Origin of the sequence: Paenibacillus agaridevorans (genome assembly GCF_003112455.1) — a bacterium.
GTDB classification, from domain to species: Bacteria; Bacillota; Bacilli; order Paenibacillales; family Paenibacillaceae; genus Pristimantibacillus; species Pristimantibacillus agaridevorans.
The window spans coordinates 18,416-37,669 of sequence record NZ_BDQX01000097.1 but is presented as its reverse complement, the minus strand read 5'-3'; the positions used below and the strand labels follow the sequence as shown (position 1 = coordinate 37,669).

The 19,254-nt window shown below is 52.1% G+C and carries 14 protein-coding genes; all 14 read right to left on the bottom strand.

Features of this window, described 5'->3' with window-relative positions; genetic code table 11:
• A partial coding sequence (locus PAT3040_RS09965; protein ID WP_146200396.1) for a GH39 family glycosyl hydrolase occupies positions 1-2,072 on the bottom strand: 2,072 nt, incomplete at its 3' end.
• Positions 2,073-2,345: 273 nt separating this feature from the next.
• Positions 2,346-3,071: a GntR family transcriptional regulator gene (locus tag PAT3040_RS09960; RefSeq protein WP_179215549.1), complete on the bottom strand. Its 726-nt coding sequence runs from the start codon at positions 3,069-3,071 to the stop codon at positions 2,346-2,348.
• The gene (locus PAT3040_RS09955; protein ID WP_108992499.1) at positions 3,071-4,087 is read right to left on the bottom strand and encodes a sugar kinase; all 1,017 of its coding nucleotides are present in this window, start codon (positions 4,085-4,087) and stop codon (positions 3,071-3,073) included. The genes PAT3040_RS09960 and PAT3040_RS09955 overlap by 1 nt, the downstream gene beginning before the upstream one ends.
• Positions 4,080-4,835 (bottom strand): 2-dehydro-3-deoxy-phosphogluconate aldolase, encoded by a 756-nt coding sequence (gene dagF, locus PAT3040_RS09950; RefSeq protein ID WP_087568184.1) that lies wholly within the window; start codon positions 4,833-4,835, stop codon positions 4,080-4,082. The genes PAT3040_RS09955 and dagF overlap by 8 nt, the downstream gene beginning before the upstream one ends.
• Positions 4,836-5,440: 605 nt before the next feature.
• The gene (locus PAT3040_RS09945) at positions 5,441-6,541 is read right to left on the bottom strand and encodes a DgaE family pyridoxal phosphate-dependent ammonia lyase (protein WP_108992498.1); all 1,101 of its coding nucleotides are present in this window, start codon (positions 6,539-6,541) and stop codon (positions 5,441-5,443) included.
• Positions 6,507-7,682 (bottom strand): amidohydrolase/deacetylase family metallohydrolase, encoded by a 1,176-nt coding sequence (locus tag PAT3040_RS09940; RefSeq protein ID WP_108992497.1) that lies wholly within the window; start codon positions 7,680-7,682, stop codon positions 6,507-6,509. Before PAT3040_RS09940 ends, PAT3040_RS09945 begins: the two co-directional genes overlap by 35 nt.
• 326 nt (positions 7,683-8,008) lie before the next feature.
• The gene (locus PAT3040_RS09935; protein WP_108992496.1) at positions 8,009-8,890 is read right to left on the bottom strand and encodes a carbohydrate ABC transporter permease; all 882 of its coding nucleotides are present in this window, start codon (positions 8,888-8,890) and stop codon (positions 8,009-8,011) included.
• Between the two features lie 12 nt (positions 8,891-8,902).
• Entirely contained in the window at positions 8,903-9,799 is an 897-nt protein-coding gene (locus tag PAT3040_RS09930) for an ABC transporter permease (RefSeq protein ID WP_087568188.1), read from the bottom strand.
• An 84-nt stretch (positions 9,800-9,883) separates the two neighbouring features.
• Positions 9,884-11,584: an extracellular solute-binding protein gene (locus tag PAT3040_RS09925; protein WP_108992495.1), complete on the bottom strand. Its 1,701-nt coding sequence runs from the start codon at positions 11,582-11,584 to the stop codon at positions 9,884-9,886.
• A 110-nt stretch (positions 11,585-11,694) separates the two neighbouring features.
• Positions 11,695-13,368, bottom strand: a complete 1,674-nt coding sequence (locus PAT3040_RS09920) for a helix-turn-helix domain-containing protein (RefSeq protein ID WP_108992494.1) — start codon at positions 13,366-13,368, stop codon at positions 11,695-11,697.
• A complete protein-coding gene (locus tag PAT3040_RS09915) occupies positions 13,365-15,122 on the bottom strand; it encodes a sensor histidine kinase (RefSeq protein WP_181376537.1) in 1,758 nt (585 codons plus the stop codon). The genes PAT3040_RS09920 and PAT3040_RS09915 overlap by 4 nt, the downstream gene beginning before the upstream one ends.
• A 104-nt stretch (positions 15,123-15,226) precedes the next feature.
• Positions 15,227-16,426: a Ger(x)C family spore germination protein gene (locus tag PAT3040_RS09910; RefSeq protein WP_108992492.1), complete on the bottom strand. Its 1,200-nt coding sequence runs from the start codon at positions 16,424-16,426 to the stop codon at positions 15,227-15,229.
• Positions 16,419-17,519 carry a GerAB/ArcD/ProY family transporter gene (locus tag PAT3040_RS09905; RefSeq protein WP_108992491.1) on the bottom strand — a complete coding sequence of 367 codons (1,101 nt, stop codon included), beginning with the start codon at positions 17,517-17,519 and terminating at the stop codon, positions 16,419-16,421. The genes PAT3040_RS09910 and PAT3040_RS09905 overlap by 8 nt, the downstream gene beginning before the upstream one ends.
• Positions 17,520-17,539: 20 nt before the next feature.
• Positions 17,540-19,174, bottom strand: a complete 1,635-nt coding sequence (locus PAT3040_RS09900) for a spore germination protein (protein ID WP_108992490.1) — start codon at positions 19,172-19,174, stop codon at positions 17,540-17,542.
• Positions 19,175-19,254 lie beyond the last annotated feature (80 nt).

Genomic DNA, 19,254 nt, shown 5'->3' with positions numbered 1-19,254 from the left:
CCCGCCGGCACGGACGGAAGATTATATTCGCGTTTTGTCCACAGGTCTTCATTAATCAAGCTGTCCTCAGTGGTCCAGCCATACTGCTTCTCCCATGATAACCCATCCGCCGAGGTATAAAACTTGAAATCGCCAATGCTTTCAGCCGTAGTAGCGTACAAGGCCGTAAGGCCCAGGCTGACGATTCCGGGATAGTAGTAAGTCATATAGTCCTTTTCGGATGCATCATAGGAAGCGCCCTTGCGCATGACTCGACTTGGATCTCCGAGCAACGCAGCATTGCTCTTATCAATCATCAAAGTATCGCTGTAGGTGTCGGCCTTGCTCCAATCGTCCAAATCATCGATGGCGACTTTCGGCGCAGAGGTAGGATCGGCATTCGTGATCTCATAAAATACGACTCCGTGATGGCCGAGCGAGGGCTCCAGAATGAGCTTGCCGTTGTTGATAACAGCCGTACTCGTTGTAGATTTCAGCTCAGCCAGATTTTTATAGGCCTCTTCTCTGGAATACCAATAGTCTTTATCCGCCTGATTATAGAGCGTGAACATAACCTCGGCAGAATATCTGGACCAATACGGGATCGAATTCTCGTAAATGCCCTGTGCTGCCTGGTCCTCCCACCACGTCGGCCAGAAATTGGCGTTGTCGTCATCGACGTACCATTGCTTTATGGTGACAGTATTGCCTTCTACTGGAGCGATGTTCTCCACGACAAGCGTAGGCGCCTCTCCCATTGTGGCTTCAATATCCGCATTATAATTGTAGACCATAAGATGAAGCTTGTTCTCCGCTTCGTTATACCCTCCGATGCCTCCAATCTCATTACCCGGATCATTGGGCGATCCCGCAACCTGCGGAGTAATTTGTTGGTCTCCGACCATGCGATAGGAGAGATTGAAAATATTGGTGCTTACTGAATCAACACCGCTCCAAATGCCGTCTGTCGTCAACGACCACAAGGAGAAAAAATCGATATTCCAATCATGCAATTGGCGGAATAGTCTAGCGTCCGCTGCTGCCTGGAAGCTGTGGCCAACCGCACGCGGGGCAAGCGCCACCCCGTCCATTCCTGCCAGAATACGCCCCTCGTCGATACCGATTTCCAGATTCATTAGCCCGTTTTCAACAGCTCGTGCGCGGAGAGAGTTTAAGGTATCCTTAAGCGATTTGTAGCTGGGATTGGGCTCTCCAGGCTGTTCATCGTAATAGGACCCGGTAATAAAATTTAGTTGCGTGCCTATTTCTCCCGTTTTCTTATTGACGCCCTTCGCCACATGGTCAATAAATTCCAGATGACTCCATAACCCGGCAGAGACCGCCATCGCATGTGCTCCAACGATCAGGTTGTCCGCGCCAATGGCTTCTTGGAGAGCATCGACCGTATAATCATAAAGCTTGAGATAGGCCTCTTTTGTCTGCTGAGCATTTACGCTCCCGGCTTTGAACATATCTCCATTTTCAAACTCCGTGAGGACGCCCCACTTCCAGCTCTTCATCTCATTTACGCCAAATTCATCCACTAATGCATCTGCCATTGCTAACATATAATCGTAGTAGACATTATAATCATCCGGAGGACTGACGTTTAGCTCGAATACGCCTAATACAGGATTAGAACTGTATTTGATCGGTACATTTCCTGTAACGATATAAGGCGTCAGCCCTTGATTAACAATATTGCGGGTTGCGTGAATAAGCGTATCAAATTTGTAGTCAGTCAAATTCGACCGATCCGAGGGATCGACGAATAAATCACGATTCGTCGTGCAGCGATCAAATCCAACATAACAGCCGCCCGTCGCTTGCATCAGCTTCATCGTTTTAACAAACGGGTACTTCGTTGCAAAATAATCCGTTTCCTGATTATCTGCCATGCTTGTCCAATAAGCATCCTTATCCCACATATTCAGTTGATTGAATTTATTGGTGATCGTCTGTCCCTGGGCGCCAAGATCAAACGTCAACTGTACGCCGGCAGCGGCTTCTGCTTTTGCAGGAAAAGGTGTCACCAGCAAGCTGAACATGAGAATAGGCATAAGTATAGCGCTTACAATTCTGGTTAGGCTCATTTTTTCACTCTCCTTAGTTGTCTGAAGTCATCTTAAAACCTCATAAGCTCCTTCCATTTAAGATTAAATCACACTCTATCTCGTTTCGTTCCTTAACACATCACAAGCATAAACAAACTTACATCTCGTTTATAGAAAAATAAATAAATAAAAACATCAATTCATTAACTAATCGCCTGAACACAAAAATATCCTTTTCAATAGATAGGAAAGGTAGACCTGTCCATCATCTATTAAAAAGGATAATTGAGAATAGGTTTTAATTTTCAGCCCTCAAACATCATAGTTCACCACATAGCTATGCAATGCCGTGTGGTACAGCCCTTCGCTATATTCGATCAAATGGCCTGCCCCGTCGTAGGAGTAGCGGGAGCGCTTAAGCAGCGGAGTGCCCGCAGCAACGCCCAGTCTCTGCTCGACGTGAGCGGGGGCGAGCGTCACCGCGAACTCGTCGCGGAACTTCTCCGGAGCGACTTCATGCTCCTCGAGCATATCGTACAGCGACTGCGAAGTGAGATCGGAGAGCTCGATGCCCCCCGCCCGCATGGTGAGGTAATGCATATAGTAAATGTAAGGTTCGTCGTTCAGATGGTACAGCCGTTCGATGCGGTAAGCTTGGTCGCCGAACAGGGCATGCGGCAAGGTGCCGGGCTCGTTGACGACAACTTCGGCGATGAGCAGCTCCTTGCGGATGCGATGACCGCCTTCGACGAGCACCTCGGTAAACCGTTTCTGCTTGGACAGCTTCGACGTGGACGTATTGCGGATTACTTTCGTGCCTTTGCCGCTGCCCTTCTCCAGATAACCTTCCTGCACGAGCTCGCTGATGGCGTTGCGGACAGTGATTTTGCTGACGCCGAATTCGCTCTCGAGCTGGGGCTCGGAAGGAATGATGCTGCCCAAGGGATATACCCCGTGCAAAATCCGGTCTTTCACGATGCTCTTAATCTGCATATACAACGGTTTCGATTTCCTGGATAAGTTCACGGTGGGTTGCACTACCTTTCTACGTCGCTGACGGTTGCCGCCATCGCTTTGCGAATATCGCTCTCGGAAGACATCGGCGTATCGCCCACGATCGTGTGGGCGAGCATGCCAGCCGCCGCAGCGAACGCCACGGTCTCCTCGGGCGCCCAGCCGGCGGTCTCGCCATGGATAATGCCGCTCGTATACGCGTCGCCCGCGCCGATCCGGTCATGGACCGCAAACGAGAGCGGCTCCGCGAAAGCAAAGCGGCCGTCCTTGTACAAGAAGCCCTGCAGCGCATGCGTATTGTCGCCGTTAATGGAGCGATGCGTGCCCGCGATTGCGCGTATGTTATATTTTACCGCAACTGCGGGGATTAAATCTACGAGCTGTTCGCGGCGCGATTGCTTGTCGGTCGACATGCCCAGCGTCAGCAACGCATCCTTCTCGTTCATCATAACGATGTCCGCCAGTCCCAGCATATCCTCGTAGTAAGGCCGCGCCTTCTCATAAGCTCCTTCGCCCCACAGGCTCGGACGGTAGTTGCAGTCGAAGACGACCGTGCCGCCAGCGGACTTGACGGCTTGAGCGAACGCCTTCATCTGGCTGCGTACGGTATCGTTCATGGCCAGTGTAATGCCGCAGAAGTGGACGACGTCGATTTCTTGGGCAATCGCCGCGAAGTCGTATGCGTCCGCCGCCGCCGTGTTGAAGCTGCTCTCCAGACGGTTTGTGTACGTTACCCGGCTCGCTCTTGCGCCGAAGCCGTTCTCCAGAAAGTACATGCCGACATATTTGCCGTCGCGCCTGATAAACGACGCCGTAATGCCCAGCTTCCGCAAGTACGCGATTGCCGCGTCGCCGACGGAGTGATCCGGCAGGGTGGAGACGAGATATCCCGTGTGCCCGAAGCGGGTCAGCGCGGCGGAGACGTTAACGCCGGTGCCGGAGAACGAGTATTGCAAGGTGTTCGACTGCGACAGCAGCTCGTAGCCCGGCACCTGCAGGCGCATCATGACTTCCCCAAATGCCGCGATCCGCTTAGGCATGTTCGTCTACCAGACGTTTGGTTATGGCGAGAAGCTCGCGCACGTCTTCTACGATAGTTGCGCCAGTGGCTTTATCGATGATCGACGAATAAACGTGAGGGATGACCTGCTGCACGCCGGCTTCCAGACAAATGCGAAGGATGGCTTCGAAGTTCTCCTTGTCGATGCCGCCTGTCGGCTCAAGCGCTAAACCGGCCTCGGCGCAAGCCGCCGCAACGGCGCGGAGTTCGTCTTCGGCGTTAAGTCCGTTCATCGGGAAAAACTTGAGCGCGTTGCCGCCCATGTCGCGAACCAGCGCGATTGCCGTCTTTACCGGCACGATGGCAAGCTCGTCCTGCGCTGCGCTTACGGGACCCGTGGATATGTTGACGTATCCGACTTTGCCCGTTGGCGACACGAGGCTGTTGATCCAGCTGTCCCTCTCGCCCAGATTCGCCCGGGTGGCGCCGACAGCCGGGAACACTTGGTTGATGTGCGTGCCGCCGTAGTGCCTGGCGATCTCGGCCACAACAGCCGCTTGGCGGTTATCGCCCGCGCCGAGTCCGATGGAGACGGCGTCTTCGATGGCTTCGCCGTAGGCTTTCATGGCGGCTACGCCTTCGGCGACCGTAGGGTAGTTCTTGGACAATACGCCGACGAGCACGTAGCCTTCGGCTGCGTCGAAAATTTCTTTAGCGTTGTCGATGCTGTTTGTCAGCACGTTGAGGGCCACGCGCCCTTTGTAGAATCGTTTTGCGATGGTTGTCATGTTGGTATCCTCCCGATATTCAAGTATTCGCCGAAACATCGGCTGTCATGATTATGCTTGGCGAGCGTGTGCCGGTACAACCGCCACATCCGAGGCTCGGAGTGCCGCATGAGTATGAAAAAGCGAGTACAATCGCCGCATTCGAGGCTCGGAGTGCCTCGTGAGTATGAAAAAGCGAGTACAATCACCGCATCCGATGCTCGGAGTGCCTCGTGAGTATGAAAAAGCGAGTACAATCGTCGCATCCGATGCTCGGAGTGCCTCGCGAGTATGAAAAAGCGAGTACAATCGCCGCATCCGAGGCTCGGAGTGCCTCGCGAGTATGAAAAAGCGAGCACAACCGCCACATCCGAGGCTCGGAGTGCCGCATGAGTATGAAAAAGCGAGTACAATCGCCGCATCCGAGGCTCAGAGTGCCGCATGAGTATGAAAAAGCGAGTACAATCGTCACGCACCGCATGTGGCTCCTCTTGAAGCAGATGTGTTTGTGGGTATTGGAGCTCATACGGCGCATTGCAGGCTATGGTCGATACAAGCATACGTATGCGTTTCTAAAGTACCCTCGTGTCATCCTGTCCGCCTCATTGGATAGCGGCGTTGGGACCCTAACCAGTCACCAGCTCGCGAACCCGCGTCGCGATAACTTCCATGTCGTCGCCCATGAGCGGGCGAGGATCGATGTCGAAGTAGCCTTGGCGCACGCCGTAGTCGCGGGTATAGATGGCGATATCGCCGTTTTGCAGGCCATCAACCACTGCTTTGGCTGTCGTGCCCGACACTGACGCGTCGATTGCGATGCGAGCGCGGAAGATCGCTCGTCCGGCCTCGTCCTGCACGACCGTAACGTTGACGCCGTTTAGCTCGTTCAGCCCCATAAGCAGGTTCAGCGATTCCTTCTCCTGCTCGCTTTTATCTTCTTTTACGCTGTACTCGTCCAAGGCTTGCAGCAGGCCAAATGTCGTTTCTTTGCCGACCTTCATGCTGCGGCCGATGCCATGCAGTTGCGTCTTCACGGATTCGATGTACTGGCGCTTGCCGCCCACGATGCCGGAGGTCGGGCCTTCAATTGCTTTGGAGCCGCTGTAAATGGCGAGATCCGACACCATCACATACTTCTGCAAGTCTTCCTCTGCTGCTGCGTCCACGATAAGAGGCACGCCGTTGCGCTGAGCGACTTCCCAGGCTTCTTCGACGGAGATCATATTTTTCTGCACGGTATGATGCGATTTTACGTAAAGGATAGCCGCCGTGTTCTGGCCGATTGCGTCTTCAATATGCTCGGCTTTGCCTTCGTTGGCGTAGCCGACCTCGACGACTTTGCCGCCGCCCAGGTATACCATCGTGTCGACCGGCGCGCCGTATTGCACGTTGTGGCCTTTGAGCATGATGATCTCGTTTTTCGCGATCGGCTCCATATGCAGGCGCAAGCTGGCTCGCTTGTTGCCGCCCGACACGATGGCCGCGACGGACAAGGCGATGCCGCTCGAAGCCGAGTTCACGACGACGGCCGCTTCCGAGCCCAAAATGCGGGCGATATAGTCGCCGGCCTTGTCGACGAGATCGGCGATCTCGACGTAGTTTTGCCCGCCATGCTTCATGGCGTCCATGACGGTGTCCGTCGGAGCGGACACGCCCAGAATACTCATTCGTCCGCTGGCGTTAATAACCCTCTTAAGGCCGTACTTCGCATTTAATGAACTTGCCATCCACCACAACTCCTTTGGCTTGTATAAGTTGATCCGCAATTCGCCGTTCACCTTCCGAATCGACCAGCTCCGTACGCTCTTGCCGCACCTCGAACAACGTCAGATTGGCGGTGTCGCCGGCAACGATTCGTCCAAGCTCAGGCTTGCCGAGCCACTCTGCCGCGTTCGACGTGACTGCCGCGACGACTTCTTCCAGCGTGTATCCCAGATGCAGGAACTTCGTCATCACGTTAGCCAAGCTATACACGGGTCCGTTCTTCCGGTTGCCGCGGTAAATGTCGGAGCTGATCGTGTGCAGCGGGATGCCATGCCGCTTGGCAGTGTCCGCAACCCGGAACGAGAAGCTGGCCGTGCCATGCCCGACGTCCAACCGAACTCCGCGCGCCAAGGCGTCTGCCAGCACTTGCAGCGGCCTGCCTTCGCCATTGAACAGATTGTTCGCCTTGCCATTTAAATAATGCGTAATGATGTCCCTGTCCGCCAGCAACCGGACGACATCCTCGATGGCTGGAGGCCCGGAGCCGATATGCACCATAAGCGGCAACCCGGTTTCCTCGGAGAATCGGCGTGCCAGACGGAGCGGCTCAATGCCGCTGTCTTTTACGACGCTTTTGCTAATGCGCGCTTTGAGTCCAACGATAGAGCTCTGATGGGCCTCTAACGCTTTACGCAACTTGCTCCCGTCGATCCATGCGAGGTCCGACAGCTCATCGATGCGATGCAAGCCGATATGAGCGATGTTGAGAAAAGCGAGCAGATTCGTTCGTGCTTTTTGCCCGTTCGCAAGCAGCTCGCCGATCCGGTCCGCGCCGCAGCTGCCCGCGTCGACGATCGTCGCCACGCCTTGCTCCACGCCGATGGCGTCGATCTCGTCGCCGTATGGATCAAGCTCGGGGAACGCATGCACGTGCATGTCGATCCACCCGCTGGACACGTATTGCCCGGAGCAGTCGATGGAGGCGGCATCCTCCCATTGCTTGGCAGCTTGCCCGGACGTCCACACACCCGCAATTTGCCTGTCCTGTATCGCAGCATCGGCCGTCCACACACCCGCAATACGCCCGTCCTGTATAGCGATATCTACCGGCTGTCCATCCAAGAGTCGCAAATCGCGCAAGATGTAACGTTCCTGCTCTTGCATGTTTTCACCACATTTCCGTTGCCCGCGTTCTGCTCACTGCATTCCCGCATAGGCAATAGTCTATTCCAAGCTAACAACCCTAACCATAGAATAGCATAAAAATCGCAAATTACAATATAACGTTATAATGTTTATTGAGATAAAGCGGATGGGCTGCAGCGCTGAAGGTTGTCTCGTAAATCCCATGGTCCAAAAGATCAGTCATGAAGTAGAGGTAGCTCCCGAAGTTTTTAAACATCTCTAAAACGAAGAAAGAGCCCCACTCCGACAAGCGGTAGCGGGCTCTTTACAGTACCGGGGGTGTTTGGGACTCTGAATCTAATGTATTATCCTTTCACGCTCCCCATTACGATCCCTTTCATGAAATACTTCTGCAAGAACGGATAGGTAAGCATAATCGGGAGGGCCGCGAGGAATATTTGCGAGGCCTTCAGCGTCCGGTTGTTAATCTGGGATAGCAGCTCCGCTTCCTTAACATTCATAATTTTAAGATCGAAGCTAATGACCAGTGTTTGCAAGTAGCTTTGCAGAGGATAATGCTCGGTCTTGTTCATGAGGATCAAGCCGTCGAACCAAGAGTTCCAATGCCCGACGAGCGCAAATAGCGTAATCGTAGCGATAGCCGGAGCGGATAAGGGGAGGAATATCCGCCATAAAATCCTCCAATGGGTGCAACCGTCGATCAGCGCCGCTTCCTCGATCTCCTTCGGAATGCCGCGGAAGAAATTGAGCAGTAGGATGACGCTGAACACAGGTACCGCTCCTGGCAGGACGAGCGCCCAGAATGTATCGATCAGTCCAAGCGTTTTGATGGTCATGTACCACGGAATGAGCCCGCCGTTGAACAGCATCGTGAAAATGAATACCCAGGAGTAATATTTGCGCCACCGAAACAGACGATCATCCTTGGACAGCGGATAGGCAACGAGCATAGTTAAAATAACGTTGATCGGAGTCCCGATTAATACTCGCTTAATTGTTACCCAATAAGCGTCGGAGAACTCCGGTTTGCTCAAGGCATAAGTGTAGGACTTCAAGTTAAAGTCGACCGGCCAGAATTTTACGATGTTGGCGGTCGCCGCCGTGCTGGAGCTGAAGGAGATCGCCAGAACGTTGACAAGCGGCAACAGGCAGAGAAAGGCCAGAATCGATAAGAGAATGTAGTCAAATGTCAAAAAAAACTTTCTTCCAAACGACAAGCGCGTCATTTGCATTCCCCCTTAGAAAACCCGGTAATTGGCGAATTTCGACGCCATGACGAATGATGTAATGATTAGGATGCTGGAGATTACCGACTTGAACAAGCCGACCGCGGTCGCCAGACCGTATTGGGCGTTGACGAGTCCCATACGGTATACCCAAGTGTCGATAATATCCCCGGTGTCCATTACGCTTGGGCTGAGCAGGATAAAGACTTGATCGAATCCCGCGTTGAGAACATTCCCTAGGCTCAAGGTTACCATCAGCACGACGATCGGGGCGATTCCCGGAAGAGTGACGTGCCAGGTTTGGCGCCAGCGGTTGGCTCCATCGATGACCGCCGCTTCGTAATGGGTCGGATCGATAGAGGTCAGAGCTGCCAAATAAACGATTGCTCCGAAGCCGAACTCCTTCCAGACATCGGACAAGACCAGTGTGAAAGGAAACCACGAGGAACTGCCCAGGAAGAAGGGGGAGTTGATACCGAGAAAACCAAGCGCCCAACTGACGATCCCCTCCGAAGGAGATAATATATCTATCAGAACGCCGCCCAGAATGATCCACGATAAAAAATGAGGCAAGTAGACAAGCGTCTGGATTGTTCTCTTAAAGAAAGCTTTGCCTAATTCGTTTAGCAAAAGCGCGAAGCCAATTGAGGCGATCAATCCAGCGACGATTTTCGCGATGGCGATGACGAGCGTGTTTCGGAGGATCTGCGTAAAATCTGGCTGCTGAAATAGAAAACGAAAATTATCAAAGCCGATCCACTGGGAATCAAAGACCCCCTTGGCCGGAATAAACTTCTGGAACGCGATCACGACGCCCGCCATGGGCACATAACTGAAGATAAGAACTGCCAGCAAGCCTGGCCAGACCATGATGTGGAAAGGCAACTCGCGGCGAAATAAGCCTTTCATGTCGCATTCCTCCTAGCGATGTCAGTCAACGAGATGGGGATCGCCGCGATGACCACGGCTTCCCCACTTCTCATTATCGTTAAGTTATTGAGCGGCATTCCACTCGTTGATCTCGTTTGTAATCTCATCCCCGCCGAGCTTGTGCCACTTCTCAACGAAACTATCGAATTCGTCTATGGGGCTTTCTCCTACGATAATTTTAGTAAACGTTTCCAATTCAAGTTTGTCGAGCGTCGCTTGCTTCATCTGCTGCGTCGGTACGGGTGCGCCGTAAAATTCTCCGATTTTCATTCTATTTTCTTCGACGTATTTCTTCAGCACTTCCATCTCGGAGCCGCCTGGCCCGAAGATCAAGGCGTTGCCGAAGCTTTTGATGTCATTGTTATCCAGATAAGCCAAGACGTTGTCGTAATAGCCCTTCTGTTCTTCATTCAGCTTGGAGAAATCCTTGGCCTGGTAAGCTTCCGTAACGGCGATTCCGGCCTCCAGGTTTTTGCTTGGCGGTTCCATGCTGATGGTTGGATACAAGTAGAACGGCGTTTGGTCTTTATCCGTATTGTAGAGCTCGGCTTGAGCCTCGTCGCTCCAAGCGTTCTTTAGCTGCAGATTTGCTAATTTAATTGCGGCTTCCGGATGTTTATATCCTTTTTTGATGACGTAATATCCGGTCACCGGAATAGTGGTAGACGGAGAAGCGACTTGATCGTCCGCGGACAAAACAGGGTACGGCTTCCACGTCATGCCGTCCGCCGAGTTCATGTTCATGGCTTCCTGTAAAGGCCACAGCGGATGCCAGAAATTGGCGTAAATCAAGCCGATCTTGTTATTCATGATGTCTTCGGCGATTTTGTTGCCGTCTTTGACACCGAATTCCTTATCGATTAGACCGCGTTTATACATATCCTGAAGGGTAGCGAGTGTTTGCTTCATTTCAGGCTGAACACTGCCATATACCAGTTTGCCGGAATCGTCCTTCAACCAGATCTTGGGATAAGCGTGATAGGCGTTGGCGATTCCTTCGATGGTTGCCAAGCCGCCGAACAGATCCTTGTTAAGCCCGATGCCATAAGCCCCGGAATGGTTCTTTTTAAAGGCTTCCGCGATGTTTAAGATGTCATCGAAGCTTGTTGGCTCAGGCAGATCCGCTTGCTCCAGCCAATCCGTTCGCAACCAGATTACCGGCGTCCCTTGCTCTATGCTGCCAAAGCCCGTGATTCCCATCATTTTGCCATCGACGGTTGCCGCCTTTTTCATCAGTCCGTTTGCATCTTGCTCCATAATTTTTCTAAGGAAAGGGGAAGCATATTGGTCATAGGCGGTCGTCAGATCCTCGATTTGATCGCTCTCGAGCAACTGCTGGAATTGCGCGGGCGAGACGAACATGAGGTCAGGCAAGTCGCCGGAAGCAATCGTCACGTTCATTTTATTCTGATACTGAGCTTCGTCAGTGGTCCAGACATTCTTTACTTTAATTCCGAGTTCGTTCTCGTAAGCTCTCGTCCAAGCATTATTGTCGAGTGATTCCCCGTCCAAGAACTTGAAGCGGGCGCTCGTGCTTCTGACAGTCGTGATCTCGATAGCCGGTTCGTATTTCTCGAACGGATTGGCTTCGACGGAAGCGGGCGACGAAGAAGGAGAATCCGCGGAAGAGCTTGCTTTCAATGCGCCACCATTGCCGCTAGTACTGTTATTGCCGTTGCTGCAAGCGGATACAAAAACGAGCGATATGGATAAGGCGAGACTTGCGAACGTTATCATTCTGTTCTTTGCAAAAATGTTAGTCATTCTCTATCCCCCGAACTGATAACTAGTAGGCGCGCGCTGCCTCTGTATTAAGGATAAGGCATCCTTTCATGTGCTCACAATATTCAAAATCGCACCTCCGGAGGAGGGAACTAATCCAATTTTGACTTTTTCACGCGGATGAGGTCGCGATACTCGTTAGGCGTTGATCGGGTATATTTCCGGAAAAATCTCGTGAAGTTCGTGGCAGAGGTAAAACCAACCGCCTCCGAGATGTCCTGAATTTTCATATCGCTGTTTTCCAGCAATGAGAGCGCTTCCTTCATGCGGATCTCGTGGATGTAATCGATAATTGTCATTCCCGTCGTTTTTTTGAACAGCCGGGACAGGTATGCGGGGTTAAAGTATACGATGTCCGCCAATCGAGTCAGGGAGACGTCTCCGGCCAGGTTGTCCGCGATGTAATCTTTGATCCGGTCGATGACCTTGGTGGCTTTTCGATTACGTTCACTCTGCCTCAGCTCCAGCAGCAATGGAATCAAGCCGATAGCGTAATCAATAGCAAAAGGCAAAGAATCCGGATGGTCTGCACGCAACAGCTTGGATAAGTCGATCTCGTCCTCATGACGGCTGGCGATTCCGCTACGATTGATATAAGACAAAAGGGAAACCGCGATCCGATAATGAATTTCCATTCCTACGCCCGTATCGCCTGACGTCAACCGGGAGAGGAGCGTTTTCGCTTGCCCGAGCAAGGGGAGCAGGTCATCCACTCTCCCATCATCCAAGAGGGCGTCCAGCATGCCGATTTTGTTCAGGAGGAGACGAATCTCTTCATCGTCGGTTCGGTGTTCGTCATCTTCGTCGGACTCCCCGACCGTTACGATCGTCTCGGAATCGATGGAGGACTGATAATCCAGCGCATATTGCAGCCGGGCGAAGGTTCTGCCTGATTCCTCCCATGAGGTATGCCGATTACTGATGGCAAAGGAGATCGGAACCTGGACCGATAGTTGGATCGATTGCTGAATAACGTCCAGCATACTCGTCGCGAACATTAAAACATTGGCAAATGCTTGTTCCAATGTATCAGGTTCGATGGATGAGGCTAGTGGCTGCAAAAAACAGACCAATCGACCGCGGTCATCGATCGCGCATTTAATTCTCATGGCGGGAGAGAGGTGGCGTTCGACTATGAGCTGAATTGAATAGTCTACTCGGGTTCGCTCCGTATACGTTGGCCCATCGGACCGAACGGTCGTGATCCTGCCTACCATGAGCAGTATCGATAGCGTTGGATCCAAGGGGAGCTTTAATTGTTCGAATTGCTCCTCGCGGTCCGCAGTCGAAGCCCCGTTTAATAGATGGAGAAGGTATTCCTTCTGCAGCACCTGATTGGCCGCTTCCATCCGCTCGTTCACTCCGGAGACCAATTCGCTCCATTGCCTCGATGTCCGAATATCATCAATGACGCTTTCGACGACGGAGATGACCTTTGGATAGCCTTCAGTTTTCAACAAGTAATGCACGCCTTGATTCTGAATGGCCTCGTACACATAGTCAAAATCGTTGAAGCCGGTCAGGAAGACAACCCTGCAATCCGCCCAGGTCGACCGAATATGCCGAAGTAGTTCCAGGCCGTTCATGCCTGGCATACGGATGTCGGAAAGGACGATATCAAACCTGTTATTTTTTAATTGGCGCAGTGCATCCATTCCGGAATAAGCTTTATAAAGATCCAATTCAAGGTGGGTTAAATGCAGCAACGTTTCGAACAAGCCATCCGCGATAATCGGTTCGTCATCTACGATTAATAAACGTATCATGATTCCGTTCCCCCCGTAGTCGTATTAATGGGTATGAGTATAACGGCCTTCAAGCCGCCATGCGGACTGCGGGAAAGACTAAGCTCCCCCCGCTGGCCAAACTTGAGCTGCAGCCTTCGGTGAATGTTTAGCAGCCCGACTTCCTCCACGGGTTCGGCTTCACCTGCCAGCATAGCTTGCACGCCGAGCAGTTGCTGGTCCAACAGTGACTGTCCGTTGTCTTCTACAACGATGGCTAGACGATCGTCTGATTCCTCAAAGGTAATGGATATCCAGCCTTTATCGGGCATTTCTTCAAGCCCGTGAATGAACGCATTCTCGATAACGGGTTGCACGATCAGCCTTGGAACGCTGATGTGTGCATAATCCGGGGGGAGTTCGTCAAAATCGACCTTGATCCGGTTGCCGAAGCGTAAGCTCTGGATGTCAGCGTAAGTGCGCGCATGACGAATTTCTTCTGAGAGCGGGATTTCGTTACGATTGCTCTTCGTCATAAATCGGAAATACTCGCCGAGTTGAATGGTAAAATACTCGAGATTATCATAGTCGCCTGTTCGAGTCATCGTATTTAGAATAAACAAGCTGTTATATAGAAAATGAGGGTTGATTTGCGACTGGAGCTGCTTAAGCTCCGCGTTTTGAACGAGCAGCTTTTGCCGATACGACTGGTCAATGAGCGTATTCAGGTTTTTGACCATGTCGTTGAACTGCGTAAATAAATATTGAAACTCGTCTTTGCGATGGTGCTTGATAAAGACGTCGAAGTCGCCGTTCTCTATTCGGGAGAAGGACCGTACCATCTTTACGAGCGGCTGGTGAATGTACCGATAAGCATATAGCGAGAACAGAAAAAGAATCAGGATGCCGACAATGGAATAACACCAAATCCAGATATGATAAATTTGGATTGTTTTTAAAAGCTCCGAATTTCTCACATATTGTATGGCCTCCAGTCCAAGGGAGGAGGAACGGACCTGAAACGTCTGGTATTCGCTGCCCGCAACGTGAATATCGGACTCTCCATCCAGAAGGCTTTTTTGGTTGCGAAGGGTTTCTTCGACCGTACTATCTATATCGGAGCTCTTGGCGCTTAAGAAGAAATGGGATGACGAGTCGCGAAGAAAAATGCCGCTATTCTTGTACTGCAGGAGAGGGAGCAGAGAATCCCGCAGCTCCTTCTCAGAGAACTCGACGACGATCATGAAGTACGGACGGATATTGTCCGTCTGCCGGTTAAGCGCCTTCAAGACGACATAGGGGCGATTGTCAAAGTAGAACATTCGCGACCGATCGTCGTGGCCGAGGAAAGCATCGTACTCTTGCTGGCGGAAGTTCTCCGGCCAAGCCGACGAGGACAACGTTCGGCCAAGCAAGGGAATGTGAATGCGGACGTCCGAGATATAACGATTACTGTTTTTGAGGGCGAGAAGCTGCTTTTTCAACCGTCCAATCATTTGGAATTTCTCGTACTCCGAATATTGAGCCGTAGATTGGGGAAACAGTGATAGCATAGCCAATTCCTCATCGCCCATCAGCATTTCGAACAAAAGGGCCTGCGTTCGCTGAACGTCCTGATCGAAGTTGTCGAGCACCGATTCGAGAGAAACGCGAATCGTACCGGAAAGTTGAGTCTTGACCGCTCCGATGCCCCAGTTGTACAACACGATCCCAAGCGAGAACAACGGAATGAGTATAAGCAGGAATATAAGGAGCAGTTTGCTAAAAATCGAATTTCTCCACAGAACCCGAAACAAGGTATTACCTACCTCCTTACCTGTATTTTCTGTCATTATATCAATATTTGAGAGAGGGGCAACAGGGAGGGGGGCGAAGAGGAACAGAGGGTCGCAGCATCCTGTCAATCCTCTGTAAAAGAACCGAAATCGTTGATCCTTACCTTAATGGCGAACGTGATCTCCGAACGGCTGAACACGTTGTCCCAATCCTCTTTGACTTTCTTCCATGCGGCGGGATTCTCGATCGCCAATCTTCGACCGAAGCCGGCAACGTCGCTTTTGTATTTCGATTGCAGCTTAACCATCAGCTCCTCCATCATTGCAGCGAGTTTGTCCTCGAGCCGCTTGTCGAGCGCGTTTGCGTAATCATTCGTTGTCGGATGAGACTGCTCGTCCCATGTCTCGATGAGTCGCCCTAGCGTATGGATTTCGACCTGAAATGAAATTTGGTCTCCTTTTACTTGAGGCGTGATCTTGCTGCGCAAGGACTTTATTTCGTAAGTAATCGTCTCTCCGTTCCAATCATCGGTCTTAATCACTCCCGCATTACGATCGCCGGACAGCCAGGCCAGACATTCTGTGTTCTCTTGATTTAAGGAACCGATCCATTGCCCGGTGGAGCCGTTAATTATGCTAGCACCAGACAGCTCCAGTTCGCCGCCGCCTGTTACGAGCGTCTGCAGGACGAAGCTTTTTTTGGAGTGTGTCAGCGAATCCAATCGGCTCAATGTGATCGGTTTCAGTACTTTGCTGGTCCTCGACCGATTTCTCACTGCTTTGGAAAGATGGAACGAAGGAACTTCATTTAGCTTCTTGGACATTAAGGTTTCCCTCGCTGGTCCTTGGCTTACATAAACTAGAGTGCTGGGACGAATTTCGTTATCGCGCAGCAAGAAATCCGTCAACTGCTCGATCGATTGTTTGCGCAGCAAATCGACGGAGATGATGATTACCTTGAGATGATGTCCCATAAGGGGCCGGTCCAAACGAATGGAAAATTGTCGAAGAATCTCCAGGATAGAGTCTCCGCTTCCTGATATATTCAGAAAAGTGGATTTCTGGTCGTTCTGTTTTTTGCCCTGTTTTTTTTGGGATTTGAAGGGCACCAACTGAAGGGTAGCCATTACTTTATTCCGTTTCGAATAGGTTGCGCCCTTGGATTCGAATTCTTTTTCGATCGGCGCGGGTTGTCCCTTGTCCAAGGCAATGCCGGTAAACAGGGCCACATCCTCGATTTCCTTGCTGCTCCAGCATCCGGTCGGCATGACAAGAATGGCGGAGAGAAACAAAGTTAGGAGGACAAGCTTGCGCGGGCTAGACATGCTGTTTCATTCCCTTCGTGCGAATCAGCCAGACCACCGTGAGCAGCACCAGCAGAAGGAACAAGCTGATGTTCATCATGCCGATCATATCCCCAAGGAGCAACAGGTCTTGCAGACTTTTGGGGACCATGGTGGACAACAGGATGATCGGAACCATGGCAAAGATGACCGGTTGGTAGGACAGATTAAAAATTTGGGCTACGCCCAGGGAAGACTGGAAAAAGAAACTGCAGAAACTGCAGAACATCTGCATAAGCCAGATAACCATTAACGGAAATTCCAGCCGTTCCACGAAAAATCCGCTTATCTCGAAGCTGCGAATGAGATCGAGGGTCGGCCAGGTGCTGGTCATGGCAGAATCGATGGATATGCCGCCTACTACAAAGATCACGGTTATCAGATAGACGGCAAGCAGAATGGCAAGACCCCCGATCATAGCTTTGGCGGCTTGACGCGGATTCTCCATGAAGGCGACCAGCGTTAGAATGACTTCGTAGCCCACAAAGACCGGAATAGTTGCCCTCAAGCCTGCAAGGACGGGAATAAAACCGTCTCCGAGAACCGGACGCAGATTATCGATGTCGAACACGCGAGAACTGACCGCAAAGGAAATGAGCAATACGAACATAGAGATGGGGAAGACGATCTGATACACCCTCGCAATGGCATTGATACCCCCGCTGACCAGATAGGCGCCTACCCAGATAAAGGGCAGCACGACTGCCCAAATAGGTGTTCCTTCAAGCAGGAAAAACAGCGTGACCTCGGCCAGTGAACGGATTTCGAAGCCGGCAATAATCAGGAAGTAGCAGACGAGAAGCAGGCAGAACGCTTTGCCGGGCAGCCTGCCTACGATTCGGTTGGCGTACTGGAAGATCGTCTGTCCGGGGAACTGTTGAGACAGCTTGACCATAAGCAGAATGACGGGAATGACGATGATCCCTCCCAAGAGAACGGCCACCCATGCATCCGGCGTCTTGGTCGCTTGCGTGACGTTTCGCGGCATGGTCAATATGCCTGCGCCCAATATAGTGTTCGTCATGAAGACAATAGCTTGCGAGGTGGTGATTCGATCGTCGGTGCGAATGAACAAGTAGAGACCTCCTCCCAGAGTTACGATTTGCGTTTATCGTCTTGCGTCTTCATCATGGCCGGTCTTCGCTTCATCAAGGCGCGCGGCGCGCGGAAGAAGAGATCCTTCCAGTCCCGGGGCCGGAATGGCGATACCGGAGTCAGATAAGGAACGCCGAAGCTTTTTAATTTCGTCAGATGACTGCAGAGCAGCAGGAAGAACAGAATCGTACCGAACATGCCCAGAAACGCCGCAAATATCATACCGACGAAACGCAGCAGCCGCAGCGTTATGCCTGCGCTGTAGCTCGGAATGGAGAAGGATGAGATGGCCGTGACGGCTACGACAATGACCAGGAACGGGCTGACGAGGCCTGCTTGCACGGCCGCGTCTCCGATAATAAGACCGCCGACGATGCCCATCGCCGGGCCGACGGGTTTGGGCAATCGGATGCCGGCTTCCCGAAGAATCTCGATGGAGACTTCCAGGATAAGCACTTCGATTAGAGACGGGAAGGGTACTCCCTGCCGCGCCTCGATGATGGACAATGCCAGCTCCGTGGGGATCAGGCCCGGGTGGAACGAGATAAACGAGATGTAGAGCGACGGGGCCATCAGCGCCATAAACGCGGCGGCAAAACGCAGCATTCGCAGCAGCGAGCTGGGCAGCCAGCGCTCGTAGTAGTCCTCTGGAGACTGCAGCAGCATGCTAAACGTAGCGGGCGCGATGAGGACGAACGGCGTTCCGTCCAGCAGTATCGCGATCCGTCCCTCCAGCATGGCGGCGATAACCCGGTCAGGCCGTTCGGTATTCTGGAGCTGTTGGAAGGGACTTAGGTAGTTATCCTCGATCAGCTCCTCGATATAACCCGATTCCGCGATAAAGTCGAAGTCCATTTTCTGAATGCGGGCCTTAACCTCCTCCAGCAGGTCCGGATTGACGATATCCTTGATGTAGGCCAGGGCGAGATCCTTCTGCAGCCGGGTGCCTACCTGAAAGGTCTTGATTTCTAACTGTTCGCTGAGGCCTTGCCGACGCAGCATCGACGTATTCACGCTCAGCATCTCGGTGAAGCTAAGCCGGGGCCCCCGCAACAGCCCCTCGGACAAGGGCTCCTGAACTGCGCGATTGGCTCCGTCCGGGCATTCGATCAGCAAGCCGCTCGGCTGACCCTCGATCAGCAGTCCGGTATATCCGAACAGCACCGATCGATTGAAGCTGTCGAGGCTAGGGGCTTCGAAGAGATTATTAAAGGGAAGTTGATCATGCAGCCGCTCCGGTTCGGCATACACGTCCGCGCCGGCTTCGAACATAAGAAACTCCATCAACTGAAGGTCGAGCACCCGGTCGTTCTGCATGCCAGTCACAAAGAACAGCGTTGCACGGACGTTCAGCTTCGCCATTCGAAACTCTCGAGAACATAGATCGCTGTTGCCGCCGATACGCTCGCGAATAGTAGCGAGATCGGTTGCGTAGTCTCCGCTAAATGGCGAGTTATTGGGTGCGGGGGGATCGGGATCCTTTTTGTTCTCTGCGGTGTTGGGATTTCGTCCTTTGCCTGCAAGAGAGTAAGTTTTCTTGTATACGAAACTGGCCACGATAGGTACGAGGCACGCGATGGCGGCCTGGAGCCATACATCCCATGTGGGGAAATAAGAAATGACGGATGATAGCATGGAGGCCTCCTTTGCCGGGTCTGGAAGTCGAAGTATATGGAGTTTTCCATAATTGGGATTGTTTTAGTCATTTCTCGCCA

What these genes read in the sequence shown, in the direction of transcription:
- PAT3040_RS09930 (WP_087568188.1), bottom strand. Translation starts at nt 9,799, where the DNA reads ATGAAAGGCTTATTTCGCCGCGAGTTGCCTTTCCACATCATGGTCTGG.
- dagF (WP_087568184.1), bottom strand. Translation starts at nt 4,835, where the DNA reads ATGACAACCATCGCAAAACGATTCTACAAAGGGCGCGTGGCCCTCAAC.
- PAT3040_RS09900 (WP_108992490.1), bottom strand. Translation starts at nt 19,174, where the DNA reads ATGCTATCATCCGTCATTTCTTATTTCCCCACATGGGATGTATGGCTC.
- PAT3040_RS09935 (WP_108992496.1), bottom strand. Translation starts at nt 8,890, where the DNA reads ATGACGCGCTTGTCGTTTGGAAGAAAGTTTTTTTTGACATTTGACTAC.
- PAT3040_RS09940 (WP_108992497.1), bottom strand. Translation starts at nt 7,682, where the DNA reads ATGCAAGAGCAGGAACGTTACATCTTGCGCGATTTGCGACTCTTGGAT.
- PAT3040_RS09955 (WP_108992499.1), bottom strand. Translation starts at nt 4,087, where the DNA reads ATGCCTAAGCGGATCGCGGCATTTGGGGAAGTCATGATGCGCCTGCAG.
- PAT3040_RS09910 (WP_108992492.1), bottom strand. Translation starts at nt 16,426, where the DNA reads ATGTCTAGCCCGCGCAAGCTTGTCCTCCTAACTTTGTTTCTCTCCGCC.
- PAT3040_RS09945 (WP_108992498.1), bottom strand. Translation starts at nt 6,541, where the DNA reads ATGGCAAGTTCATTAAATGCGAAGTACGGCCTTAAGAGGGTTATTAAC.
- PAT3040_RS09920 (WP_108992494.1), bottom strand. Translation starts at nt 13,368, where the DNA reads ATGATACGTTTATTAATCGTAGATGACGAACCGATTATCGCGGATGGC.
- PAT3040_RS09925 (WP_108992495.1), bottom strand. Translation starts at nt 11,584, where the DNA reads ATGACTAACATTTTTGCAAAGAACAGAATGATAACGTTCGCAAGTCTC.